This window comes from Streptomyces coeruleorubidus, assembly GCF_008705135.1.
GTDB classification, from domain to species: Bacteria; Actinomycetota; Actinomycetes; order Streptomycetales; family Streptomycetaceae; genus Streptomyces; species Streptomyces coeruleofuscus.
This window is the reverse complement of sequence record NZ_CP023694.1, coordinates 5,721,086-5,742,480: the sequence shown is the minus strand read 5'-3', so window position 1 is coordinate 5,742,480 and position 21,395 is coordinate 5,721,086. Positions and strand designations below refer to the sequence as shown.

17 protein-coding genes and 1 riboswitch are annotated in these 21,395 nt (G+C 72.4%); of the genes, 10 read left to right on the top strand and 7 right to left on the bottom strand.

The window, feature by feature from the left end; translation table 11 throughout:
- The first annotated feature begins 4 nt into the window (after positions 1 to 4).
- Positions 5 to 1,360 (top strand): SWIM zinc finger family protein, encoded by a 1,356-nt coding sequence (locus CP976_RS26630; protein ID WP_150482599.1) that lies wholly within the window; start codon positions 5 to 7, stop codon positions 1,358 to 1,360.
- A gap of 194 nt (positions 1,361 to 1,554) precedes the next feature.
- Positions 1,555 to 3,276, top strand: coding sequence for a DUF5691 domain-containing protein (locus tag CP976_RS26625; protein ID WP_150482598.1), 1,722 nt, complete (start codon positions 1,555 to 1,557; stop codon positions 3,274 to 3,276).
- A gap of 170 nt (positions 3,277 to 3,446) precedes the next feature.
- Here CP976_RS26625 and icmB read toward each other — a convergent pair whose 3' ends face one another.
- Entirely contained in the window at positions 3,447 to 3,863 is a 417-nt protein-coding gene (icmB, locus tag CP976_RS26615; protein ID WP_150482597.1) for a coenzyme B12-dependent isobutyryl CoA mutase small subunit, read from the bottom strand.
- A 500-nt stretch (positions 3,864 to 4,363) separates the two neighbouring features.
- Between icmB and CP976_RS26610 the strand changes: the two genes are divergently transcribed.
- On the top strand, positions 4,364 to 5,227 hold the full coding sequence (locus tag CP976_RS26610; RefSeq protein ID WP_150482596.1) for a lipase family alpha/beta hydrolase: 864 nt from the start codon (positions 4,364 to 4,366) through the stop codon (positions 5,225 to 5,227).
- Between the two features lie 105 nt (positions 5,228 to 5,332).
- The gene (locus CP976_RS26605) at positions 5,333 to 6,985 is read left to right on the top strand and encodes a M23 family metallopeptidase (protein ID WP_150482595.1); all 1,653 of its coding nucleotides are present in this window, start codon (positions 5,333 to 5,335) and stop codon (positions 6,983 to 6,985) included.
- Positions 6,986 to 7,031: 46 nt separating this feature from the next.
- Here the strand turns inward: CP976_RS26605 and pcrA are convergent, their stop codons facing one another.
- Positions 7,032 to 9,536: a DNA helicase PcrA gene (gene pcrA, locus CP976_RS26600; protein WP_150482594.1), complete on the bottom strand. Its 2,505-nt coding sequence runs from the start codon at positions 9,534 to 9,536 to the stop codon at positions 7,032 to 7,034.
- 303 nt (positions 9,537 to 9,839) lie between these two features.
- A riboswitch (cyclic di-AMP (ydaO/yuaA leader) is annotated at positions 9,840 to 9,999 on the top strand.
- Positions 10,000 to 10,007: 8 nt separating this feature from the next.
- Here pcrA and CP976_RS26595 point away from each other — a divergent pair.
- Together CP976_RS26595 and CP976_RS26590 are read left to right on the top strand one after the other, a co-directional pair.
- Complete coding sequence (locus tag CP976_RS26595; RefSeq protein ID WP_150482593.1) at positions 10,008 to 11,192, top strand: C40 family peptidase; 1,185 nt, start codon at positions 10,008 to 10,010, stop codon at positions 11,190 to 11,192.
- Positions 11,193 to 11,302: 110 nt separating this feature from the next.
- Positions 11,303 to 12,316, top strand: coding sequence for a TDT family transporter (locus CP976_RS26590; protein ID WP_150482592.1), 1,014 nt, complete (start codon positions 11,303 to 11,305; stop codon positions 12,314 to 12,316).
- Here the strand turns inward: CP976_RS26590 and CP976_RS26585 are convergent.
- Positions 12,294 to 12,647, bottom strand: coding sequence for a hypothetical protein (locus tag CP976_RS26585; protein ID WP_150482591.1), 354 nt, complete (start codon positions 12,645 to 12,647; stop codon positions 12,294 to 12,296). The two genes, CP976_RS26590 and CP976_RS26585, sit on opposite strands and share 23 nt — an antisense overlap.
- A gap of 423 nt (positions 12,648 to 13,070) precedes the next feature.
- On the opposite strand from CP976_RS26585, the gene CP976_RS26580 reads away from it, so the two are divergent.
- Positions 13,071 to 14,138: a C40 family peptidase gene (locus CP976_RS26580; protein ID WP_150482590.1), complete on the top strand. Its 1,068-nt coding sequence runs from the start codon at positions 13,071 to 13,073 to the stop codon at positions 14,136 to 14,138.
- Between the two features lie 74 nt (positions 14,139 to 14,212).
- Here CP976_RS26580 and CP976_RS26575 read toward each other — a convergent pair whose 3' ends face one another.
- Both CP976_RS26575 and CP976_RS26570 read right to left on the bottom strand, forming a co-directional pair.
- Entirely contained in the window at positions 14,213 to 14,956 is a 744-nt protein-coding gene (locus CP976_RS26575; RefSeq protein WP_150482589.1) for a LuxR C-terminal-related transcriptional regulator, read from the bottom strand.
- Positions 14,953 to 16,251 (bottom strand): ATP-binding protein, encoded by a 1,299-nt coding sequence (locus CP976_RS26570; RefSeq protein WP_150482588.1) that lies wholly within the window; start codon positions 16,249 to 16,251, stop codon positions 14,953 to 14,955. The genes CP976_RS26575 and CP976_RS26570 overlap by 4 nt, the downstream gene beginning before the upstream one ends.
- A 177-nt stretch (positions 16,252 to 16,428) precedes the next feature.
- On the opposite strand from CP976_RS26570, the gene CP976_RS26565 reads away from it, so the two are divergent.
- Positions 16,429 to 17,922: a PspC domain-containing protein gene (locus tag CP976_RS26565; RefSeq protein ID WP_150482587.1), complete on the top strand. Its 1,494-nt coding sequence runs from the start codon at positions 16,429 to 16,431 to the stop codon at positions 17,920 to 17,922.
- Complete coding sequence (locus CP976_RS26560) at positions 17,909 to 18,151, top strand: hypothetical protein (RefSeq protein ID WP_150482586.1); 243 nt, start codon at positions 17,909 to 17,911, stop codon at positions 18,149 to 18,151. Before CP976_RS26565 ends, CP976_RS26560 begins: the two co-directional genes overlap by 14 nt.
- A gap of 37 nt (positions 18,152 to 18,188) precedes the next feature.
- Here CP976_RS26560 and CP976_RS26555 read toward each other — a convergent pair whose 3' ends face one another.
- Together CP976_RS26555 and CP976_RS26550 are read right to left on the bottom strand one after the other, a co-directional pair.
- Positions 18,189 to 18,719 (bottom strand): DoxX family protein, encoded by a 531-nt coding sequence (locus CP976_RS26555; protein WP_167537425.1) that lies wholly within the window; start codon positions 18,717 to 18,719, stop codon positions 18,189 to 18,191.
- Positions 18,720 to 18,839: 120 nt separating this feature from the next.
- Entirely contained in the window at positions 18,840 to 20,090 is a 1,251-nt protein-coding gene (locus tag CP976_RS26550) for a hypothetical protein (RefSeq protein ID WP_150482584.1), read from the bottom strand.
- A 339-nt stretch (positions 20,091 to 20,429) separates the two neighbouring features.
- Here CP976_RS26550 and CP976_RS26545 point away from each other — a divergent pair, with 339 nt between their 5' ends.
- Positions 20,430 to 21,326: a DUF4429 domain-containing protein gene (locus tag CP976_RS26545; protein ID WP_150482583.1), complete on the top strand. Its 897-nt coding sequence runs from the start codon at positions 20,430 to 20,432 to the stop codon at positions 21,324 to 21,326.
- Positions 21,327 to 21,395: the final 69 nt, after the last annotated feature.

The following is a 21,395-nucleotide window of genomic DNA, read 5'->3' as shown; positions in this document are numbered from 1 at the left end:
TGGCATGACTCAGCAGGGGGTGCGCTGGACCGCGGACCAGGTGCTGGCACTGGCGCCTGACGCGGCATCACGCAAAGCGGGGAGCAAACTCGGCGCGGCGGGGCCGTGGTCCGAGGCGGGCAGTTCCGACGAGGGGACGGTGTGGGGGCTGTGCAAGGGCAGCGGAAGCAAGCCGTATCAGACGGTCGTCGACATCGCGGACGCCTCCGGGCCCGCGTACAAGTGCAGTTGTCCGAGCCGCAAGTTCCCGTGCAAGCACGCACTCGGGCTGCTGCTGCTCTGGGCGGGCGGCGACGCCGCTGTGCCGACGGGAGAGGCGCCGGAGTGGGCCGGGCAGTGGATAGCGGGGCGGCGCAAGCGCACGGAGGAGAAAAGGGCCGCGGACAGCTCCGGTTCGCCGTCCGGGTCCGCTGATCCGGAGGCGGCGCGCCGCCGGGCGGAGCGGCGGGCGGAGCGGGTCACGGCGGGTGCGGTGGAGCTGGAGCAGCGCCTGACGGATCTGTTGCGCGCCGGCCTGGCGACGGCGGAGCAGTCGGGTTACGGCCTGTGGGAGGAGACGGCGGCCCGCATGGTCGACGCCCAGGCGCAGGGCCTGGCCGGCCGGGTCCGGGAGTTGGGGGCGATCCCGTCCACCGGGCCGGGCTGGCCGGTGCGTCTGCTGGAGGAGTGCGCGCTGCTGCATCTTCTCGGTCAGGGCTGGCTGCGCCGCGAGCGGCTGCCCGAGGCCCTCGCCGCCACGGTCCGCTCCCGCATCGGCCTGCCGGCCTCCGCGGACGGCCCGCCGGTGCGGGACCGCTGGCTGGTGCTCGCCCAGTACGACACGGCGGACACGCGCCTGACGACCCGCCGGATCTGGCTGTACGGCGCCGACTCGGACCGGACCGTGCTGCTCCTCTCCTACGGCGCCGCCGGTCGCGCCCCGGAGCTGGCGCTGCCGGTGGGGCTGGCCCTGGAGGCCGAGGTGTCCGCCTACCCGGGCGCCGGCCGGCTGCGGGTGGCCTTGGGCGAACAGTTCGCGCCGCCCGCGCCGACGGCGATACGCCCTCAGGGGATGACGACGTCCCAGGCGGCCGCCCGTTACGGCGACGCCCTGCGCGACGATCCCTGGCTGGAGTCCGTCCCGGTGACGCTGGGCCGGGTCGTCCCCAGCCCGGACGGCGACTCCTGGCAGTTGGCCGACGCGGACGAGGACGCGGCGTTGCCGCTCACTCCCTCGGCGCGCTCCCGGCCGGGTCTTTGGCGGCTCGTCGCGCTGTCGGGCGGCGCGCCGGTCAGGGTCTTCGGCGAATGCGGCCACCAGGGCTTCACGCCTCTGACGGCCTGGCCCGAGGGCCCGGGCGACGCGATAGCCCTGTGCTGAGCCGACGCCAATCCCGACGCCGACACCGACGCAGATCCCGACACCGACGCAATCCCGACGCCAATGCCGGCGCCGACCCGGCTTTCCGACCCGACCCACCCTTCTCTCAAATCCACGAATTTTTCAGGCATCCCGGGACAACCGGTAAGGGTGAGCCTTCAACCATCCCCGGGCGCCCCACGGAAAGGAAGCTCATGAACAGGACCTCCGCTCCTGTGGACGCGCCCGCGACGGGCGCCTGGGAGGGGCTCGTCACCACGGCTCTGCTGGGCACGGACCGGCGCACCCCGCCGGGCACCGGGCCGGGCCCGGAGGCGCCGGTGGCCCTGCTCGACGCGGCGGCGCCGGGCACCGGGCCGGGCCCGGAGGCGCCGGTGGCCCTGCTCGACGCGGCGGCCGTGGAGACCGTACGCCGACGGGCCGGTCTGCGTCCGGCGCGGGCGGCGGAGCGTCCGCGGCCCGCCCCGGAGGACCCGCGTCCGCCGTTGCCGCCGGCGGCCGCCCGCAGACTCGCGCTGCTGCTGGCCGACCGCCCCGGCGCGTCCGGCGGCGGCCGCCGGGGCACCGCGCCCGACCTGACGGAGCTGCTGCCCCAGTGGCTCGCGGCGGCCAACGCCCGTGGCTTCGCACCGCCTCCGCAGGTGCTTCCCGCGTTGCTGGACGCGGCCCGGGGACGTACCGACCTGCGTCCGACGGTGCTGGAGTTCGCGGGGTCGCGGGCCCTGTGGCTGGCGCGGCTGAACCCGGACTGGCGGTTCGCCCTGCGCTCGACGCCGGGCGGCGGTGCGGCCCTGCCGCATCTCGAGGACGACGACGGCGTCCGGCAGTTGTGGCAGGAGGGTCTGTTCGCCGAACGAGTCGCCCTGCTGTCCGCCCTGCGCTCCCGCGACCCTGCCGCCGCACGCGATCTGCTCGCGACGACCTGGGCGACGGAACGGGCCGAGGACCGGCTGATGTTCCTCGACTCCCTGCGCACGGGACTGGGCCCGGACGACGAGCCGTTCCTGGAGCAGGCCCTGGCCGACCGCAGCCGCAACGTCCGGGCGACGGCGGCGGAACTGCTGTCGGCGCTGCCCGGTTCGGCGCTCGCCGCGCGGATGGCGGTCAGGGCGGAGGCGTGCGTGGCCATCGACCACACCCAGGCCACCCAGGCAGCCGGGGGCACCGAGCCTTCGGGAGCCACTGTGGCCACGCCGACGATCGCCGTCGAAGCGCCGCACGAGTGCGATCCGGCAATGGAGCGCGACGGCGTCGTGGCGAAGGCGCCTGCCGGGCGGGGTGAACGGTCCTGGTGGTTCGGCCAGTTGGTGGAGGCGGCCCCGCTCGGGACCTGGTCCCGGCGGCTGGGAGGGCGGACGCCCCGGGAGATCGTGGCGCTGCCGGTCACGGACGACTGGCAGGGCGAACTGCACGCGGCGTGGTGCCGGGCCGCCGTGCGTCAGCGGGACGCCGAGTGGTCGCGCGCGCTGCTCGGGGAGCCCTCGGCACCGGAGGCGGGCGGCCCGGGCGCGGTGTCCCTGGCCGAACGCGCCAAGCTGCTCGGCACGCTGGACGCCGCCGAGCGGGCCGAGTGGGTGGCCGGCTTCATCGCGACGCACGGCCTGTCCGAAGCGTTTCAGCTGCTCGGGGTGTGCGCGGTGCCGTGGGCGCCGCCGCTCGGCCGGGCGGTGGTGGACGCGCTCAACATCGCGCGGGACGCGGGGAGTTATCCATGGAGTTTCAGCGGAGTCATGGGCCTGGCCGAGCGTTGCCTCGATCCGTCCGAGGCCGGCCGCCTCGACGCCCTGCTGGCCGTACCGGACGAGCCGGAGAACGCCTCACCCGGCGCCGGGGGCTACTGGGCGGAGGCCTTCCAGCGCCTGGTCACGACATTGCGCCTGCGGGCGGCGATGGCCGAGGAGCTGAACACTTCCTGACCACGGCCCGCTTCACGGAGCCGACAGGATCCGCGTCGGCCGAGCGTGTTGCCGTCACGGCAAAGGGCCATTACCCACCGACGACACCCCGGGCCACCGGCCCGAACTCCGGTGCCGCCGGCCCGGACCCCGACGCCACCGGCCCGGACCCCGGCGCCACCGCCGGTGGCCTACGCCCCGGCCGGCTGGCGTGCGTTCGCCCGGACCCAGTCCACGATCGACGCCGTCGTCGCGCCGGGCGTGAAGATCTCCGCGACGCCCTTCTCCTTCAGCAGGGGAATGTCCGCCTCGGGGATGATCCCGCCGCCGAAGACCAGGATGTCCTCCGCGTCCCGCTCCTTGAGCAGGTCGATCACCGCGCCGAAGAGCGTGTTGTGCGCGCCGGACAGGATGGACAGCCCGATCGCGTCGGCGTCCTCCTGGAGCGCCGTGTCGACGATCTGCTCGGGAGTCTGGTGGAGCCCGGTGTAGATGACCTCCATACCGGCGTCGCGCAGGGCCCGTGCGATCACCTTGGCCCCGCGGTCGTGGCCGTCGAGCCCCGGCTTCGCCACCACCACGCGGATCGGACCGGCTGCCACACCCATCACTGCCTCCATGAAGCGACTACATCCATCCGTACCGACAAGTACCGCACACATCGCGCACGTCGTACAGCACGGACACCCCGCCCCGAAATGTCCGGGCAAGTGAACGAACGTTATCTCCACGATCCCGCGACCGGCAGTTTCGCGGTGCGGACCGAGGGGGAAATCACACGATGGGACAAGCGCAAGGGGAGCCGCGACGAAGTCGCCGTACCGCCGCCCCACCCACCACGCACAGCGGCGGTACGGCACTTCGGCGAAGGCACGCGGGACACGCAGGGCACGCACAGCACGCAGGGCAGACACGGCGCAACAGCGGGGAGCCTCGTCGCCACACCGGCAGGGGACCTCGTCGCACCACTGGCGTCACATGCGCCACAAGCCGCGCTCCTTCCCCGCGGCTCACGCCGCTCACGCAGTCATCGGCCGTCTTCGCCGCTGCTTTCCACGAGGGCGCACGGGGGGCGGCTGCCCTCCCGCGCGCCGACAGGAGGTCGGCCATGAAGGTCACCAGGGCTGCTCTGCCCTTTCTTCCGTTCTGCCAGCGTCTGCTGCCGAGTCGGCTGGCGGGACTCTCCCTGGCGCTCCTGAAGGCCACGGCCCTGGAGATCGCGATTCTGGCCGGGCATGTCCTCCTCTATCCCTCCGGCATCACGCAGGAGCGACGTGCCCCCGCCCCGGCCCTGCCGACGGCCGGCGCCGCCCAACTGCCCACGGAGGCCAAGCCCCCGGTCGTCCTGCTGCACGGCTTCATCGACAACCGCTCGGTCTTCGTCCTGCTGCGCCGAAGCCTCGCCCAGCACGGCAGGCAGCAGATCGAGTCCCTCAACTACTCGCCGCTGACCTGCGACATACGCGCCGCCGCCGAGCTGCTCGGCCGGCACATAGAGGAGGTCTGCGAACGCACCGGCGCGCCCCAGGTCGATGTCGTCGGCCACAGCCTCGGCGGCCTGATAGCGCGTTACTACGTGCAGCGGCTCGGCGGCGACGCGCGCGTGCGGACCCTGGTGACACTCGGCACGCCGCACTCGGGCACCCGAGTGGTGCCCCTGGCCGACGCGCACCCCATCGTGCGCCAGATGCGCCCCGGCTCACCGGTGCTCGAGGAGCTCACTCGGCCGGCCCCGGGCTGCCGTACGCACTTCGTCAGCTTCTGGAGCGACCTTGACCACGTGATGGATCCGCTGGAGACGGCCTGTATCGACCATCCCGACCTGACGGCCGAGAACGTGCGGGTGACCGGCATCGGCCATCTCGCCCTGCCCGTGCACCCCGCTGTCGCCAACGGAATACGGCAGGTCCTCGACACGGCCCGCCCGGGTGAACCGTCCGCCGGCCGGACCGGCGGTCTGACGGTGGCCTGAGACTCGTCATACAGCCGACACACAGCGTCGAAGCACCGATCAGCCTCGAACAAACTTCGAACACAGGGCCAAGCTCGTGCCCGCAGTCCGCCAAAACACGGCCGAATGCCCGTTTCCTGCGCGCGCGAAACCTGCCGAAGATTGTCGTGCCCGCGTACCGCCGGGTACAGTCGCCGCACTGCTCTGGCAGCCCCTGTTGTCGAGGCGAAAGAGAAGTTGGTGAACGACCGTCACCCGTCGGGGACCATGACCCCGGCTCCGGCTTCCGACGCCGACTCGGCGCACTACGCGTCGTACGGCACCCAGGAAGCCCAGTACGGCGACTTCACCACGTACGGCGACCACGCCGCCACTGGATTTGACACCACGGGCACCGACGGCGCCGGTTTCGCCGCCACCGGCCACACCACCGCGACGTTCGCCACCGATCCCCTCTTCGGTGATATGCCGGGCAGCGGCCCCGGCACGGGCACGTACGACACCGGTCACTGGCCCACCGGCCTGCACGAGAACCCGCATTACGACGCGTACGCGGCCCAGCACCACTCCTCCTACGACACCGGCGTCTACGACACGACGACCTGGACGGCCGAGCAGCAGCCGCTCCCGGTCATCCCTCCGCAGGCCACCTCCCCGGACGCCACCGGGCAGTGGGACGCCGGCGCCTGGCTCCAGCCCGACCAGTCCGGCAATCCGGCCGACCGGACCCAGCAGTGGGAATGGGGCACGCAAGCCTTCGACACCGGTGCCTACGACGCCACGCAGTGGAACACCGACGGCGCCGCCGCACCGGCCCCCGACGGGTACGAGCAGCACGGCGAAACCTTCGAGCAGCACGAGACGGCGACGTTCGAGCAGGTCGCCTACGACGAAGCCGCCGGGGCCGCCGGCCACGACCCCGCTACGGACGGCGGCGAGCCGGCCGCCACCGGCGAACTGCCCACCGTCACCCCGCTCCTGGACGACCAGGAAGAGGCCGGCCCGCGCGCCGCCTCGCGGGCGGCCTCGCGCGCCGGATCCCGTTCCCGCCGCCGTACGCCCCCCAAGCGCTCGGCGCTGATGACCATCGCAGTGCCTTCGGCGTGTGTGATGGGCGTCGCGGGGATCGCCGCCGCCTCCGTCGGCAGCCTCACCGACGACGGCGCCGTGGAGGCGCAGACGACCGCGGCGGACGCGCAGCCGGTACAACCGGCCGCCGCCAACAACAAGCTGGACACGCAGCTTCAGAGCCTCGCCGCCGGCGCCGACGACTTCGCCGACCGGGCCAGCCGTACGCAGGAGCGCATCGACCTCAAGGCCCAGCAGGCGGCCGAGCGGAAGCGGGCGGCGGAGGAGGCGGCCCGCAAGGAGCGGCTGCGCCCGAAGTTCGCCCTGCCGGTCGCCCGGCACGGACTCAGCGCCTACTACGGCCAGTCCGGCATCAACTGGATGTCCCTGCACTCCGGCATCGACTTCCCCGTCTCGTACGGCACGACCGTGATGGCCGCGACCGACGGCACCGTGCGCACGCAGTGGAACAGCGCGTACGGCAACATGATGATCGTGACCGCGAAGGACGGCACGGAGACGTGGTACTGCCACCTCTCCACCTACACGGTCCCCTCCGGTACGACCGTGAAGGCCGGCGATCCGATCGCGCGCTCCGGCAACTCCGGCAACTCGACCGGCCCCCATCTGCACTTCGAGGTGCGCCCGGCCGGCGGCTCGGCGATCGACCCGCTTCCGTGGCTGCGCAGCCACGGCATCGACCCGACGTAACGTCCCGGCAGCCCCCGCCGGTCACCCGGCAGGGGCTGATCTCTGCCTACAACTTCTCCACCGGCGCGTACCGCAGCAGCAGCCGCTTGGGCTTGGTGTCCCCGAAGTCGATGGTCGCCTCGGCGTTCGCGCCCGTGCCCTTGACCCCGACGACGGTCCCGAGCCCGAACTGGTCGTGCGTGACCCGGTCCCCGACCGCCAGGCCCACGACCGGCTTCTCGGAGGTGCGGCGCGTGGCGAAACCGGACGCGCCCGACGCCGACGAACGCGAACGGGACGACGACAGCGAGGCCGCCACCCCCGAGACCGGCCCGGAGGACGCGGGCGCGGTCGCTCCCGTCCGCTTCCACTGCACATGGGCCGGCGGGATCTCCTCCAGGAACCGGGAGGGCGGGTTGTACGACGGCTGACCCCAGGCGCTGCGCAGGGTGGACCGCGTCAGATACAGCCGTTCCCGCGCGCGCGTGATGCCGACGTAGGCCAGGCGCCGCTCCTCCTCCAGCTCCTTGGTCTGGCCGAGGGCGCGCATGTGCGGGAAGACGCCGTCCTCCATGCCGGTGAGGAAGACGACCGGGAACTCCAGGCCCTTGGCGGTGTGCAGGGTCATCAGCGTGATGACGCCGTCGCCGTCCTCCTCGTCGGGGATCTGGTCGGAGTCGGCGACCAGCGCGACCTGTTCGAGGAAGTCGGACAGCGTGCCCCCCGGGGCGGCAGCCCCCGAGGTCTCCGCGCCCTCGCCGCGCTCCTGCTCGAACTCCATGGCGACGGCGGCGAGTTCCTGGAGGTTCTCGATCCGGGTCTCGTCCTGCGGGTCGGTGGAGGCCTGCAACTCGGCGAGGTACCCGGTGCGTTCCAGGACGGCCTCCAGCACCGTGGCCGGTCCGGCGCCGGACTCGACGATCGTACGGAGGTCCTCCATCAGCGTGTTGAACCGCTTGACGGCGTTGGTGGAGCGCGCGGCCATGCCGTACGCCTCGTCGACGCGCTTCAGCGCCTGCGGGAAACTGATCTTCTCGCGCTGGGACAGGGCGTCGATCATCGCCTCGGCGCGGTCGCCGATGCCCCGCTTGGGGACGTTGAGGATCCGGCGCAGCGGCACCGAGTCCTCCGGGTTGGCGAGCACGCGCAGGTAGGCGAGGACGTCCCGGACTTCCTTGCGCTCGTAGAAGCGGACGCCGCCGACGACCTTGTAGGGCAGGCCGACGCGGATGAAGATCTCTTCGAAGACACGCGACTGGGCGTTGGTGCGGTAGAAGACGGCGACGTCGCCTGCCTTGGCCTCGCCGGCGTCCGTGAGGCGGTCTATCTCGTCGGCGACGAACTGCGCCTCGTCGTGCTCGGTGTCGGCGACGTAGCCGGTGATCTGCGCGCCCGTGCCCGCGTTGGTCCACAGGTTCTTGGGGCGGCGGGACTCGTTGCGCTCGATGACCGCGTTGGCCGCGCTGAGGATCGTCTGGGTGGAGCGGTAGTTCTGCTCCAGCAGGATCGTCGTCGCGTCCGGGTAGTCCTCCTCGAACTGGAGGATGTTGCGGATCGTCGCGCCGCGGAAGGCGTAGATCGACTGGTCGGCGTCACCCACCACGCACAGCTCGGCGGGCGGGACGTCGTCCGGTCCCGGCGGTACGTCGACGGGGTGCTCGGAGGTGCCGACGAGCTCCCGGACGAGGGCGTACTGGGCGTGGTTGGTGTCCTGGTACTCGTCCACCAGCACATGGCGGAAGCGGCGGCGGTAGTGCTCGGCGACGTCCGGGAAGGCGCGGAGCAGGTTGACCGTCGTCATGATCAGGTCGTCGAAGTCGAGGGCGTTCGCCTCGCGCAGCCGCGACTGATACATCGCGTAGGCCTGGGCGAGGGTCTTCTCGAAGCCGTCGGAGGCCTGGGCGGCGAAGTCCTCCTCGTCGATCAGCTCGTTCTTCAGGTTGCTGATCTTGGCGCTGAAGGACTTCGGCGGGAAGCGCTTGGGGTCGAGGTCCAGATCGCGGCAGACCAGGGCCATCAGGCGCTTGGAGTCGGCGGCGTCGTAGATCGAGAAGGAGGACGTGAAGCCGAGCTTCTTGCTCTCGCGCCGCAGGATGCGCACGCACGCGCTGTGGAACGTCATCACCCACATCGCGTTCGCCCGCGGGCCGACGAGCTGCTCGACGCGTTCCTTCATCTCGCCCGCGGCCTTGTTGGTGAAGGTGATCGCGAGGATCTGGCCCGGGTGCACACCCCGCTCGGCGAGCAGGTGGGCGATGCGGTGCGTGAGTACGCGGGTCTTGCCGGAGCCGGCGCCGGCCACGATGAGCAGGGGGGAGCCGGAGTGGACGACGGCGGCGCGCTGGTTGTCGTTCAGCCCCTCCAGGAGGGTGGCGGTGTCCACCACCGGGCGCGGGGCGCCGTCGCGGTAGTAGGCGTCCCGGTCCGGGGGCACGTCGAACTTCCCGCCGAACAGATCGTCCGGAACCGGCTCCGGTACGTGATCGTCCTCGGGTGGCGGCGGGGGCTCGTCCGCGGGGCCCCGCTGGGCCTGGAGGTCCGCCAGGAAGCTGTCGTCAAAGAGGCTGCTCATCGCTCTCCGAGTCTAGGGCGCCCCACTGACAGCCCGCCGCCGCCCTGAGAACATCGCCGAAAGGATCACCTCGTCACCCTGCATCCCCGCACGATCACAGGCCGCTACGCCGTCACAATCATGACGAACTCATGACCAACCCCCCTCCGCCGATGACTCTCGGCGACACTCTCGGCTAAGGTCACGAAAATGTATCGGGCATATCGCCCATCAACCTTCACAAGGGCCACACGAGTTGGCTACCGTGCGGGCAGGCCGCACGACCCCCACCGGCGAACGTCGCCGGGCCGCGCGGCCTCCGCCGAGTCCGGTGCGCCGCAGCGGCAGCCGGAGCCGGGGACCCAACCGAGAACTCTGGGGTGAATCGGCCCCGCTCCCTTCGCGGAGACGGCCGTAGGGCAACCCTTCCGATGTACCCGCCCGAACCCGACAGCTAACCCGGTAGGCGGAGCATGGAAGGAGTCGCCTCCCTTGGCGTCGCACCGCAAGTCGCGTCCCGCGGGTACGCGCGTCGCAGGCATACGGACCCCCGCCCTCGCAACGGCGGCCCTCACGTCCGTGGCCCTGCTGTCCCAGTCGGCCAACGCCGCCCCCGAGGCCGACGACAAGCCGAGCCTGGAGGAAGTCGAGAAGAAGGTCGACGACCTCTACCGCCAGGCCGAGTCGGCCACCGACAAGTACAACGCGGCCAAGGAGAAGACCGCGAAGCAGCGCAAGCGCGTCGACACCCTCCTCGACGGCGTCGCGCAGCGCACCCAGAAGCTCAACGAGGCGCGGGAGAAGCTGGGTTCCTTCGCCGCCGCCCAGTACCGCACCGGCGCCTCCGCCCCGGACACGGCGACGTTCCTGCTCGCGGACACCCCGCAGGACTACTTCGACCAGACTCAGCTGATGGACCGGATGACCGGCCGTCAGAAGATCGCGGTCGACGACTACGTCACCCAGCAGTCCGAGACGATGAAGAAGCGTCAGGAGGCCGCCGAGAGCCTCGAGACGCTCAACGAGACGCAGGGCGACCTGAAGACGGCCAAGGCGACCGTCCAGCGGAAGCTCGCCGACGCGCGCGAACTGCTGTCGAAGCTGACCGCCGAGGAGAAGGCGCGGCTCGCGGCGATCGAGAGGGAGAAGCAGCAGGAGGCCGCCCGCAAGGCCGCCGAGCTGGCCCGGCAGCAGGCCGCACAGCAGCAGGCTCAGGAGGAGGCCGCCCAGCAGCAGGAGAGCGGTTCGTCCTCGTCGTCGGGCTCGTCCTCCTCAGCGGGCACGTCCGCCTCGACGGCCCCGGCCGACTCCTCGTACGCCACCAAGGCCGAGAAGGCCCTCGCCTTCGCCCGCGCCCAGATCGGCAAGCCGTACGTCTGGGGCGCCGTCGGCCCCGGCTCCTACGACTGCTCCGGCCTCACCCAGGCCGCGTGGAAGGCCGCGGGCGTCACCCTGCCGCGCACGACCTGGGACCAGGTCAACGCCGGCACGACCGTTTCCCTGACCAACGCGCAGCCCGGTGACCTGGTCTTCTTCTACGACGACCTCTCACACGTCGGCATCTACATCGGCAACGGCATGATGATCCACGCCCCGAAGCCCGGCACCTACGTGCGCGAGGAGTCGATCTACTACGACGGCGAGTCCTCGATCCACAGCGTGGTGCGGCCGGCCTGAGGGCCCGTACGTCACCGAGGGCACGCGCGCGTGATGGCGCTCACGCTTTTTGAAGCGCACGCGCGCGTGCCCCGCCTGGAACGGACGCGGCGCCTCCTAGCATCGGCTCCATGCCCGGCCCCTCCCCCTCCACCGACTGGTGGGCGCAGCGAGCGCCGTCCGCGAGTGCCGCCGTGCTGGCGACCGGCACCCTGGCGGTCGGACTGGATCTGGCGGGGTACGGCGTCCTCTCCCGCATCGCCCTCGGCCTGGCCTGCGCGGCCTGGCTGATGCTCGCCGCGGACTTCACCCTGCGGCTGCTGCTCGCCGGCACGAGATGGCGGGCGTACGCGGCGGTGCCGGGCCTCCTGGACACCGTGGTGACGGCCGCCCTCACCACCGTGGCGGCGACGGCTGTTCTGGGCACCGGCTTCTCGGCGGCCGGCTCGCAGTCCCTGGCGGCGGCGCTGCTGGTGCCGGCCGTGCTGCTCTGGCCCGTGCCGCTGGCCCTCCCCTCCCAGGACGGGGAGCGGCGCCGGCCCGGCACGGTGTTCGCGCGCTGCATGGCCACGCAGGGACTCGCCGTGCTCTGCGCCACGCTCGCCGCGGCCGAGTCGGCGGCCTGGCTCGCGCACACGGCGCTGGTGCTGTTCTGGCTGGGGCTCGTGCTGTACGTCCTCGCCCTGGCCCGTTTCGATGTGCGGCAGGTGACCGAGGGACGCGGCGACCACTGGCTCGCGGGCGGGGCGCTCGCCATCTCGGCGCTGGCCGGGGCACGGCTGATCAGCTCCGACAGCGCACGCCTGTACTTGTGGAACGACGACGACCGCGGCGTCCTGCGCCATGTGACGGTCGTGCTGCTCGTGCTCGCACTGGCCGGCTGCGCCGTCCTGCTCGCCGCCGAGTTCCTACGGCCCCGGCCCCGTCGCGACATCCGCCGCTGGGCGACCGTGTTCGCCTGGGCCAAGACGGCGGCGGCGGCACTGGCCGTCGCCGCCGCCCTCGACGTCTCCTGGCTCGACGGCCTCGGGGAGGTCTTGTTGTGGGTCGCGGTGGCCGCGTGGCTCGCAGTCACCGCCTGGGCGGTCGCCTCGGCCCGGAGCTACGTCCCGCCCGGCCGGATCAGGTCCAGAGCACGGCGATGAAGACGTTCGCCGTGGTCAGCGCTCCGACCAGGCCGAACAGGCCCTTGTCCACCTTCTCGTCGTCCCGTTTCACGTAGACCAGGCCGAGGATCACGATCAGCAGGGCCAGCTTGATGCCGATCTTTATGTTGTTCACGGTCTGGTCGTCGGCCTGGTTGAGGCCGACCAGGATCACACCGGTGACCAGCATCGTCAGCGCGCCGTGAAGCATCGCGGGGGTGTAGCGGGCCGTGCCCTGGCCCATCGCCTTCATCTGGGTGAGGAAACCGCCCAGGAGGGCCGCGATGCCGATGATGTGGAGGCCGACGAAGAGGTGGATGAGTACGTCCATGGGGCCGGAGCCTAATCAGGGGCTCCACAGCCGCCCGACACCGGCCCGTCGGATGCATATATGCGCCCCATAGCACCCGGCCGCCGTCCCGCGCCCATGATTCGGCGCATCGGTCATCACGCTGAGTTAAGGCGACGGCGGCGAGACCAGCTCACGGTCGCATACGGTCACCGCCGGTCCTCTCGGGACACTTCCGCGCACCCGCCACCGGGCCGCCGCGACGAGGTTTAGCGTCCTCCCCCAGGTGCCCGGCTCCCCACCGCCGCCCGGGCCAGGGGCGGCAGTCGGACACCACCGCCGAGAAGGTCCGACGGCGGTCCGCTTCCCCTGGGCGGGCCGTCGCCGGACGCGCAGGCCGCCCGTCCGCTCCCCCGGCGGCCCTACGCACCCGTCGGCGGTCGCAGGAAAGGACGTGGCCCCCAGGTGGCAGCGCATCGCAAGCCCAGCCGGCGCTCCGCGAGCGGCAACAAGGCCCGTACGGCCGCCACGATCGCCCTGGCGGGCGCGGCGACCGCGACGGGCTTCGACGGCACCGGACACGCCGAACCCGAGCTCACCCCCGGCCAGGTCAAGGCCAAGGTGGACGAGCTGTACCAGGAGGCGGAGGTCGCCACCGAGAAGTACAACGGCGCGAAGGAGAAGGCAGAGGCGGCCGGACAGCGGCTGAAGGACCTCCAGGACCAGGCGGCACGCAAGGAGGAGCGGCTCAACTCGGCCCGCGAGGCACTGGGTTCGGTGGCCGCCGCCCAGTACCGCGGGGTCGGCCTCGACCCTGCGCTCCAGCTCGCCCTGTCCGACGACCCCGACCGGTACCTCCAGAACGCCGAGTTCGTCGAGCGGGCCGGCAACCGGCAGCAGGCCGACGTCGCGCGCGTGCGCCGGCAGCTCCGGGAGATCGAGCAGCTGCGCGGAGCCGCCCACGTCGAGCTGACCTCCCTGAAATCACGGCAGACGGAGCTGAGGCGGCACAAGAAGACGATCACCGGCAAGCTGGGTTCCGCGCGCCGGCTGCTGTCCCGGCTCAGCGCGCAGGAACGTGCCCGCATCAGCGACACGAGGGGCACGGACCGCGCCTCGCGCTCCTCGACAGGTGCCCGTGACAGCCTGGCCGCCCCCGGGTCCGTCAACGCCCAGGCACCCAACGCCCGCGCGGCCGCCGCCGTGTCCTACGCCTACCAGAAGCTCGGCAGCCCCTACGTCTGGGGTGCGACCGGCCCGAACGCCTTCGACTGCTCGGGTCTCGTCCAGGCCGCGTACCGCTCCGCGGGCGTCTCCCTGCCCCGCACGACGTACTCCCAGATCGACGCGGGCCGCCGCGTCTCCCGCTCCGAACTCCTCCCCGGGGACCTGGTGTTCTTCTACGCCGGCATCAGTCACGTCGGCATCTATGTGGGCAACGGCCGGATGATCCACGCCCCGAACTCCTCCGCGCCGGTCCGGGTCGCCCCGCTCGACGAGATGCCGTTCACGGGCGCCACCCGGGTGGTGTGACCGGGCGTGGGAGCGGCAGCACCGTCGCCGACCCTGCCGCTCCCACCGTCGTCAGACGGCCCGGGCTTCCCGCGTCACACCAGCCGCCGTGCCGTCGCCCACCGCGTCAGCTCGTGCCGGTTGGAGAGCTGGAGCTTGCGCAGGACCGCCGAGACGTGCGACTCGACCGTCTTCACGGAGATGAACAGCTGCTTGGCGATCTCCTTGTACGCGTATCCCCGGGCGATGAGCCGCAGCACCTCACGCTCGCGCTGGGTGAGGCGGTCCAGGTCCTCGTCGACCGGCGGCGCGTCCGTGGAGGCGAAGGCGTCGAGGACGAACCCGGCCAGCCGCGGGGAGAAGACCGCGTCGCCCTCCTGGACACGGAAGACGGAGTCGACGAGGTCCGTGCCGGTGATCGTCTTGGTGACGTACCCGCGGGCCCCGCCCCGGATCACGCCGATCACGTCCTCCGCGGCGTCCGACACGGACAGCGCCAGGAAACGGACGGGCTGCTCGGCGTCGGCCATCAACGGGGCGCAGCGGCGCAGCACTTCGACACCGCCGCCACCGGGCAGGTGCACGTCGAGGAGGACCACCTCGGGCCGGGTCGCGGTGATGACCGTGACCGCCTGGTCGACGTCCGCGGCCTCGCCGACGACCTCGACACCGGTCTGCTCGGTCTGGCCGATCTCGGCCTGGACCCCGGTGCGGAACATGCGGTGGTCGTCTACGAGGACCACGCGCACACGACGCCCGCCGGTGCCCCCGCCCGGCTCCCCGGGCCCGGCCGCCTCCGCCGATCCCGCCGTACTGTTCGCCTCGGTCGGGTCGCTCATGACGTCTTCTCCGCCCTCTCCATCTCCAGCTCGACCTCCGTGCCGCCGTCCGGTACCGCGCGCAGCCGCGCCGTACCGCCGTTGCGCTCCATGCGGCCGATGATCGATTCTCTGACACCCATCCGGTCGGCGGGTATCGAGTCGAGGTCGAAGCCGGGGCCGCGGTCCCGGACGGACACGAAGACCGTCTTCCCCTCGACCTCGGCGAAGACCTGGACGGCTCCGCCCTCGCCACCGTACTTGGCGGCGTTCACCATTGCTTCGCGCGCGGCCTGCATCTGTGCGGCGATTCTCTCGTCGAGCGGGCAGTCGCCCACGACGACGACCTCGATGGGCACGCCGTGCTTGTCCTCCACCTCGGCCGCGTTGCGCCGCACGGCGTCGGCGAGCGTGGTGGGTTCGTCGGCCTCGTCCTTGCCGGTGCCCTCGGGCTTGTAGAGCCAGGTGCGCAGGTCGCGCTCCTGGGCGCGGGCGAGGCGGCGCACCTCGTTCGCGTTCTCCGCGTTGCGCTGGATCAGGGTGAGGGTGTGCAGCACCGAGTCGTGCACATGCGCGGCGACCTCGGCGCGCTCCTGGGCGCGGATGCGCATCAGGCGCTCCTCGGAGAGGTCCTGGGTCATGCGCACCAGATACGGCCCGGCGAGCAGCGTTATCCCGACGAGGACCGCGAGCGCCGCCTGAAGGACGGAGCCGAGGTGGGCGGCGGAGCCCTGCAGCACGAAGATGCCGGAGACGCCTGCGGTCACCAGCAGCACACCGCCCACCGAGCGCAGCAGCGTGACCGTGCGCCGGCGGCGGCCGACCTCGACCCAGCGGGCCCGGCGGGCGTTGTCCGCCTGCCGCCAGACCAGGGCGACGCCCGCGCCGACGAGCACGGTCGGCCACAGATACGCCCTGGCCCCACCGCTGAGGTTCACATTGCCCACGAACACCATGGCCACGACGACCATGAGGAGCAGGGCCACGATCTGGCCCTTGTCGGGTCTGCGGGCGACGAGTCTGCGGCGGCCGTCGGGAGAGGTCTCCGAGGCGACCAGCGACGGCGGCTTCTGCTTCTGCGCCTCGACGCCTCCGACGCCGAGCGGGACGAAGAACCAGAACGCGGCGTACAGCAGAGCGCCGAGGCCGTCGGCCATGAACAGGCCGACGAAGACGAGCCGTACCCAGATCACGGGCAGCCCGAGGTGCCCGGCGAGCCCTCGCGCCACACCACCGAGCCAGCGTCCGTCACTGCTGCGGTAGAGCTTGCGCGGCGGCCGCGGTTCGGCGAGTGGCGCTGCTGCGGCTTCCGACATGCCACTGATGGTCACACGGCCGCGAGGCCGGGGCATCAGGGTCGGCCCCGGAGACTCCCCTGATCTCCGCACCCGGCCCCTCGAACGCTTCCCGGGCCGTCCCTCAGGGCCGATATCAGGGTCCGGCCAGGGTCGTTCCGACTGCCGCCGCGCCGCCGCGCCCGTCACCATGGACCCATGACCGATCACGACCACGCCGCGACGGGTCCGGGACCCGCCTCCGGCCCGCGCCCCGCACCGGGCGCCGGGCCGCAGGATGCCGCGCCCGCCGCGGGCGCCGCCCCCGCCGGCTCCCCCGCGCCCCCGGGCGCGCACGGGCCCGGGCACGCGGGCGCGGAAGAACAGAGAGGGGATTCGCCCGGCGCGGCCGCCCAGGCCGGGGAGGCCGTCCCGCCCGGACCGCCGCACAGATTCCGGCGTGACCGCCGCCACAAGGCCCTGGCCGGCGTCTGCGCCGGGCTCGGGCGCCAATGCGACATGGACCCGGTGATCTTCCGGATCACCCTCGCGGTGCTCTCCGCCACCGGCGGCATCGGCCTCATCTTCTACGGCTTCGCCTGGCTCCTCGTCCCCTACGACGACGAGGACGAGAACGAGGTGCGCAAGCTGCTGACCGGCCGCATCGACGGCCAGGCCCTGACGGCCGTGCTGTTCGCGCTGGTCGGCTGCGGAGTGTTCCTGACCCTGCTGAACAACGGCGGGGTGCTGACCTTCGCCGTCGTCCTCTCCCTCCTCCTCGCGGGCGCCGGTTACTGGTCACGGCAGCGCGGCACCCCCAGCCCCGATCCGCTGGCCGCCCAGGCCGTCGCCGACGCCCCGCCGGAGCCGCAGGCGCCGCCGGTGTTCATCACGTACCCCTCCTGGTGGCGCGACCCCATCGTCAAGGACGGCACCCACATCGGCGGCACGGGCTACCTCTGGGGCCCCCGCGACTCCCGCGACCTGGACGTCGCGGCAGCCGTCAACATCGGCCTCGGCGTCCAGCCCCGCGACCGCGAGGACCTGCCCGACCCGCACACCCGGCCGTCCGAGCCGCGCGGCCCCCGCTGGATCGGCGGCTGGGTCTTCCTGCTGGTCCTGCTGGCGGGTGCCCTGGGCACGAGCCTGACCTGGGAGCAGCACCCGCTCGGCACGAGTCTCCAGACCGGCCTGTCCTGCGCACTCGCCGTCCTGGGCCTCGGTATAGCGGTCAGCGCCTTCCTGGGCCGGACCGGCGCGGGCTCGATCCTCCTGGCGATCATCACGGCCGGTCTGCTCGCCGGCTCGGCGGCACTGCCCAAGAACATCGGCACCCAGTGGGACCGCACGACCTGGCAGCCCGCTTCGGTGACGGACGTACGACAGCGGTACGACCTGGGCACGGGCGTCGGCACCCTGGACCTGACCCGGGTGGACATAGGCCGGAACCAGACCGTGACGACACGCGCCGACGTCGGAGTGGGTCAGGTGCAGGTGCTCGTGCCCGAGGACGTGACCGTGCGGCTGAGCGTCGACGTGGGGATCGGGGACCTTCAGCTGCCGGGCGACGACAAGAAGGACGTGGACGTGAAACCGGGCCGGCACAAGGAGATAACCCTCTTCCCCGCCGAGGGCGTCGAGAAGTCGGGCACCATCGACCTGGATCTCCAGGTGGGCATGGGACAGGCGGAGGTGGCCCGTGCCGCGTCATGAACTCCAGCCCGGAAAGCTGGTCGCCGGCACCCTCCTCATCCTGGTGGGCGTCCTCTACGCCGGTGACGCGCGCGGTGCCTGGGAGACACCCTGGTTCGTGGCGATACCCCTCGTCACGGGCGGGCTGTTCCTGTCCGGCGCGGTGGGATTCCTGACGGGCCGTGTCCGCCGGCGCCGCACGTCGGGCCGCACCACCACCGACGAGCCGGGCCCGGACAGGGCGGCCTGACGAGAGGTCCGCCCGCCGCCCGGCCCGCTGCCGCTCGCTAGCGGTAACCGCCTGTCCTCTGCCGTCGCCGCGACCGCAGGGCGGCATCCATGGAGAGGAGGGGAGCACCCGCGAGGACGAGAGGAATCCAGGCCATGAGGTAGGCGAGGTCGTTGCCGTAGTAGTACGGGTCGGAGGCCCAGCTCACGGTCAGCCACAGGCTGAGGGAGATCAGCGCGCCGCCGAGTGCGGCAAGGCGGGCGAACAGGCCGAGCAAGGTGCCGATGCCGACGGCCAGTTCACCGAAGGCGATGGTGTAGCCGAAGGCGACAGGGTTCTTCAGGGAGAGGTCGACCAGGGCGGGGATGGCGGAGGAGTCGCGGATGGCACGCATCATGTCGCCGATCGAGCCCGAACCGGCGTCCTGCATGAAGGCGCTGTCGGTGAGCTTGTCCAGACCGGCGTAGATGAAGGTGACGCCGAGGAAGATCCGCAGCGGGAGGAGGGCGTAACGGACGGCGGTGTCCCGCCAGTCTCCTCCGTTGCCGAAGTGGGGGGTGTGCGTGTCCGATCTCATGCCGTGAGTCATCGCTGCTAGCCGCCTCTCGCCCGCCGGTGCCGAGACCCCCTCAACAGACCATACGTACGACAAACCGACCCGGCTCAATCCTGTGCGGCCGCTTTTGTTACCGGGGAGCGAGGCCCGCCCTCACTCCGTCACATCGACCGCGTACCGGTTCGTCTCCACCCCCGCCGCCGTGACCACCTGCACCTCCACCCGCCCCGGCTCCACATCCGCCGGCACCGGCACAGTCAGCAGCGTGTCCGTCGGGTTGCTGAATCCCCCGGGCACCGGCACCAAGGGGACGTGCACATGCACGGCACCGACCCGGACGACCATCCGGGCCAGCCGGTCCGCCCCCTGCGCGCCCGGCGGCACGAACCCGGCGCCCCGGATCTCGATGTCGTCGCCCGTGCGGATCGGCCCGTCCAGGTCCCCCGCCTCCCGCGACCGCACGACGGAGAGGATGACCGGGCGGCCACCCTCCGCGTACTTGCCGGCCAGGTACGTCGCCGCCGACACCAGGACCACCACCGCCAGCCCCCACGGCAGATCCGGAAGCTGGTCCGGCCGCCTGGCCAGCCGTACCGCCGCGAAGACCAGGGCGACGCCGCTGATCACGACGTACTGGATGTCGGCGAAGGTGCCCCGGCCCGCGTCGTCGGTCAGCAGGTCGGCGGCTCGCGGCCGGTCGGCGGGCACCTTCTGGAGCCGCTGCCCCAGCACCCGCAGCCCGACCACCCGCCGCACGAGCACGGCGATCCCGCACACCACGGCGAGCACGGTCACGACCCCCGCCCCGCGGGCGAGTTCCAGCCCGGACAGCAGCGCGTCCCCGTCGGTGTGCCGGGAGGCGCCCGCCAGCCGTCCGGCCAGCACGAGCACCGAGTAGGCCACGAAGAGCACCCACGCCCCGGCGACCGTACGGGAGGTGGACAGCCGGTTGTCCTCGCCGATGAGGGGCGCCAGCGCACCGCCCTTCGCCCGGTGGAACCACGATGCCGCCGTCAGCGCCCCGGCGACCACCAGCGCGGCGGCCAGCCCGGCCGTACGGGCCGCCGTCCAGCCCGCACCGACCGCGGTGAGGGACTGACCGAGCAGCAACAGCACGACGGCCGCCCACACCACACCCGCCGTGCGGCGCCACAGGCCGGCCAGCCAGGCCTTGCCCTCGGCCCGGCCACGCTCGGCGACGAGTTCCGCGGACTGCGCCAGTTCCTCCGAGACCCACTGGCGGGAAGCCGAGGCGGAGTGGGCCACCGCGGCCGGCAGCCCCTGCCCGGCCGCGAACTCGTCGCGCCTGCGCAGGAACGCGGCGACGGCCCGCCGGTGCCCCTCACGCGCACCGTGCGGACAGTCGCCGCAGGCACACCCGCCTCCGTGCACACCGCTGGGCATACCTCCGGGCGCACCTCCCCGCACACCGCCGTGGCCGCCCGCATACCCACCGCCGTACGCGCTCCCGGCCCCACCCGTGTACCGCCCCGCATACGCACCCGCGTCCGCGTACCCACCCGCGTCCGCGCCGCCCTGCCCCGTCTCGCGCACCGTCACGCCCGACGCCCGCCTTCCCGCGACCCAACCACCGTCGGTCTTCCGGACCCCGGAAACACCGCTGTACAACTCCCGTGCGACGACAGCGGATTATCCCTTCACCACCCGGTCCGCGTCCGCCCCGTCCGGTCAGCACGGGTGAACTTCCGCGTGTCGTGTTGACCTGGCTGCGAGAATTCCCCTATGGCCGAGATCATCCAGCGTGACGGGACCTGGGCCTTCGACGGCAGCACGGTCCGGATCACGCCCGGTCTGCACCGCTCCGTGCCGCTGTTCCGGCAGACGTACGGAGAGATCGCCGTGCCCCTGGAGGCGGTGTCGGGGATCTCCATCGAACCCGAACGCAAGCGCGCACGGCTCCGCTTGCGGCTGCGGGAGGGCGCCGACCCGCTGCTCCAGGCGACCGGCGGGCGGCTGCCCGACGCGGCCGACCCGTACCGGCTGGCGGTGGACGTCGACCGGACGGGGGTCGCCGAGTACGTCGCCGAGGAGATCCGCCGCGCGCTGCTGCTCGACCGGATCCCGAAGGAGCCGGCGAAGGCCTATCTGCTGCCCGGCCCGCCGGTTCCGGTGTCGGTGCGCTCGTCCGACGGGACGGTCTCCTACGACGGGGCCCGGGTACGGATCGACTGGGCCGACACCTCCGAGCGGGTCAAACGCGCCACCGGCCCGCGCATCATCGGCCTCGGTGACCTGGTCCGGGTCGAGTGGCTGCCGAACTCCGGCCACGAGGACGGCTTTCTGCGTTTCGTCACCCGCGAGACGGTGTTCTCGAAACTGCCGCCCGAGAAGGACCCGTACGCCCTGGACCTGTGGGGCAGCACCCGCCGGGACCTGCTGACCGCGCTCGTCGCGACGGCGGTCACCGCCAGGCTGCCGCACCCGTCCACGCGCGCCGCGGCCGGGAACCACGAGGCCGACGCGCACGGCTCCCGCCCGGCGCCCGCCGTACCGCCCGCGGCCGACCACCACGACGTGCTGCTGCGCCGCCTGCGCGAGTTGGGCGCGTTGTACCGGGACGGTGTGCTCACCGACGAAGAGTTCGCCCTGACCAAGGCGGCAGTGCTCCGCGGCTTCTGACGGGCCGGCCGCCAGGGGCGTCGCGGGGCAGGCGGAACCCTGAGGACACCCCTAGGGCGTGTCCGCAAA

Bases quoted from the DNA above. Each gene is read 5' to 3' on its own strand.
- CP976_RS26550 (WP_150482584.1), bottom strand. From the start codon at position 20,090: ATGCCCAGCGGTGTGCACGGAGGCGGGTGTGCCTGCGGCGACTGTCCG.
- CP976_RS26555 (WP_167537425.1), bottom strand. From the start codon at position 18,719: ATGACTCACGGCATGAGATCGGACACGCACACCCCCCACTTCGGCAAC.
- CP976_RS26575 (WP_150482589.1), bottom strand. From the start codon at position 14,956: ATGAGCGACCCGACCGAGGCGAACAGTACGGCGGGATCGGCGGAGGCG.
- CP976_RS26605 (WP_150482595.1), top strand. From the start codon at position 5,333: ATGCCCGTTTCCTGCGCGCGCGAAACCTGCCGAAGATTGTCGTGCCCG.
- CP976_RS26610 (WP_150482596.1), top strand. From the start codon at position 4,364: ATGAAGGTCACCAGGGCTGCTCTGCCCTTTCTTCCGTTCTGCCAGCGT.
- CP976_RS26630 (WP_150482599.1), top strand. From the start codon at position 5: ATGACTCAGCAGGGGGTGCGCTGGACCGCGGACCAGGTGCTGGCACTG.
- pcrA (WP_150482594.1), bottom strand. From the start codon at position 9,536: ATGAGCAGCCTCTTTGACGACAGCTTCCTGGCGGACCTCCAGGCCCAG.
- CP976_RS26545 (WP_150482583.1), top strand. From the start codon at position 20,430: ATGGCCGAGATCATCCAGCGTGACGGGACCTGGGCCTTCGACGGCAGC.
- CP976_RS26625 (WP_150482598.1), top strand. From the start codon at position 1,555: ATGAACAGGACCTCCGCTCCTGTGGACGCGCCCGCGACGGGCGCCTGG.
- CP976_RS26570 (WP_150482588.1), bottom strand. From the start codon at position 16,251: ATGTCGGAAGCCGCAGCAGCGCCACTCGCCGAACCGCGGCCGCCGCGC.
- CP976_RS26590 (WP_150482592.1), top strand. From the start codon at position 11,303: ATGCCCGGCCCCTCCCCCTCCACCGACTGGTGGGCGCAGCGAGCGCCG.
- CP976_RS26585 (WP_150482591.1), bottom strand. From the start codon at position 12,647: ATGGACGTACTCATCCACCTCTTCGTCGGCCTCCACATCATCGGCATC.
- icmB (WP_150482597.1), bottom strand. From the start codon at position 3,863: ATGGGTGTGGCAGCCGGTCCGATCCGCGTGGTGGTGGCGAAGCCGGGG.
- CP976_RS26565 (WP_150482587.1), top strand. From the start codon at position 16,429: ATGACCGATCACGACCACGCCGCGACGGGTCCGGGACCCGCCTCCGGC.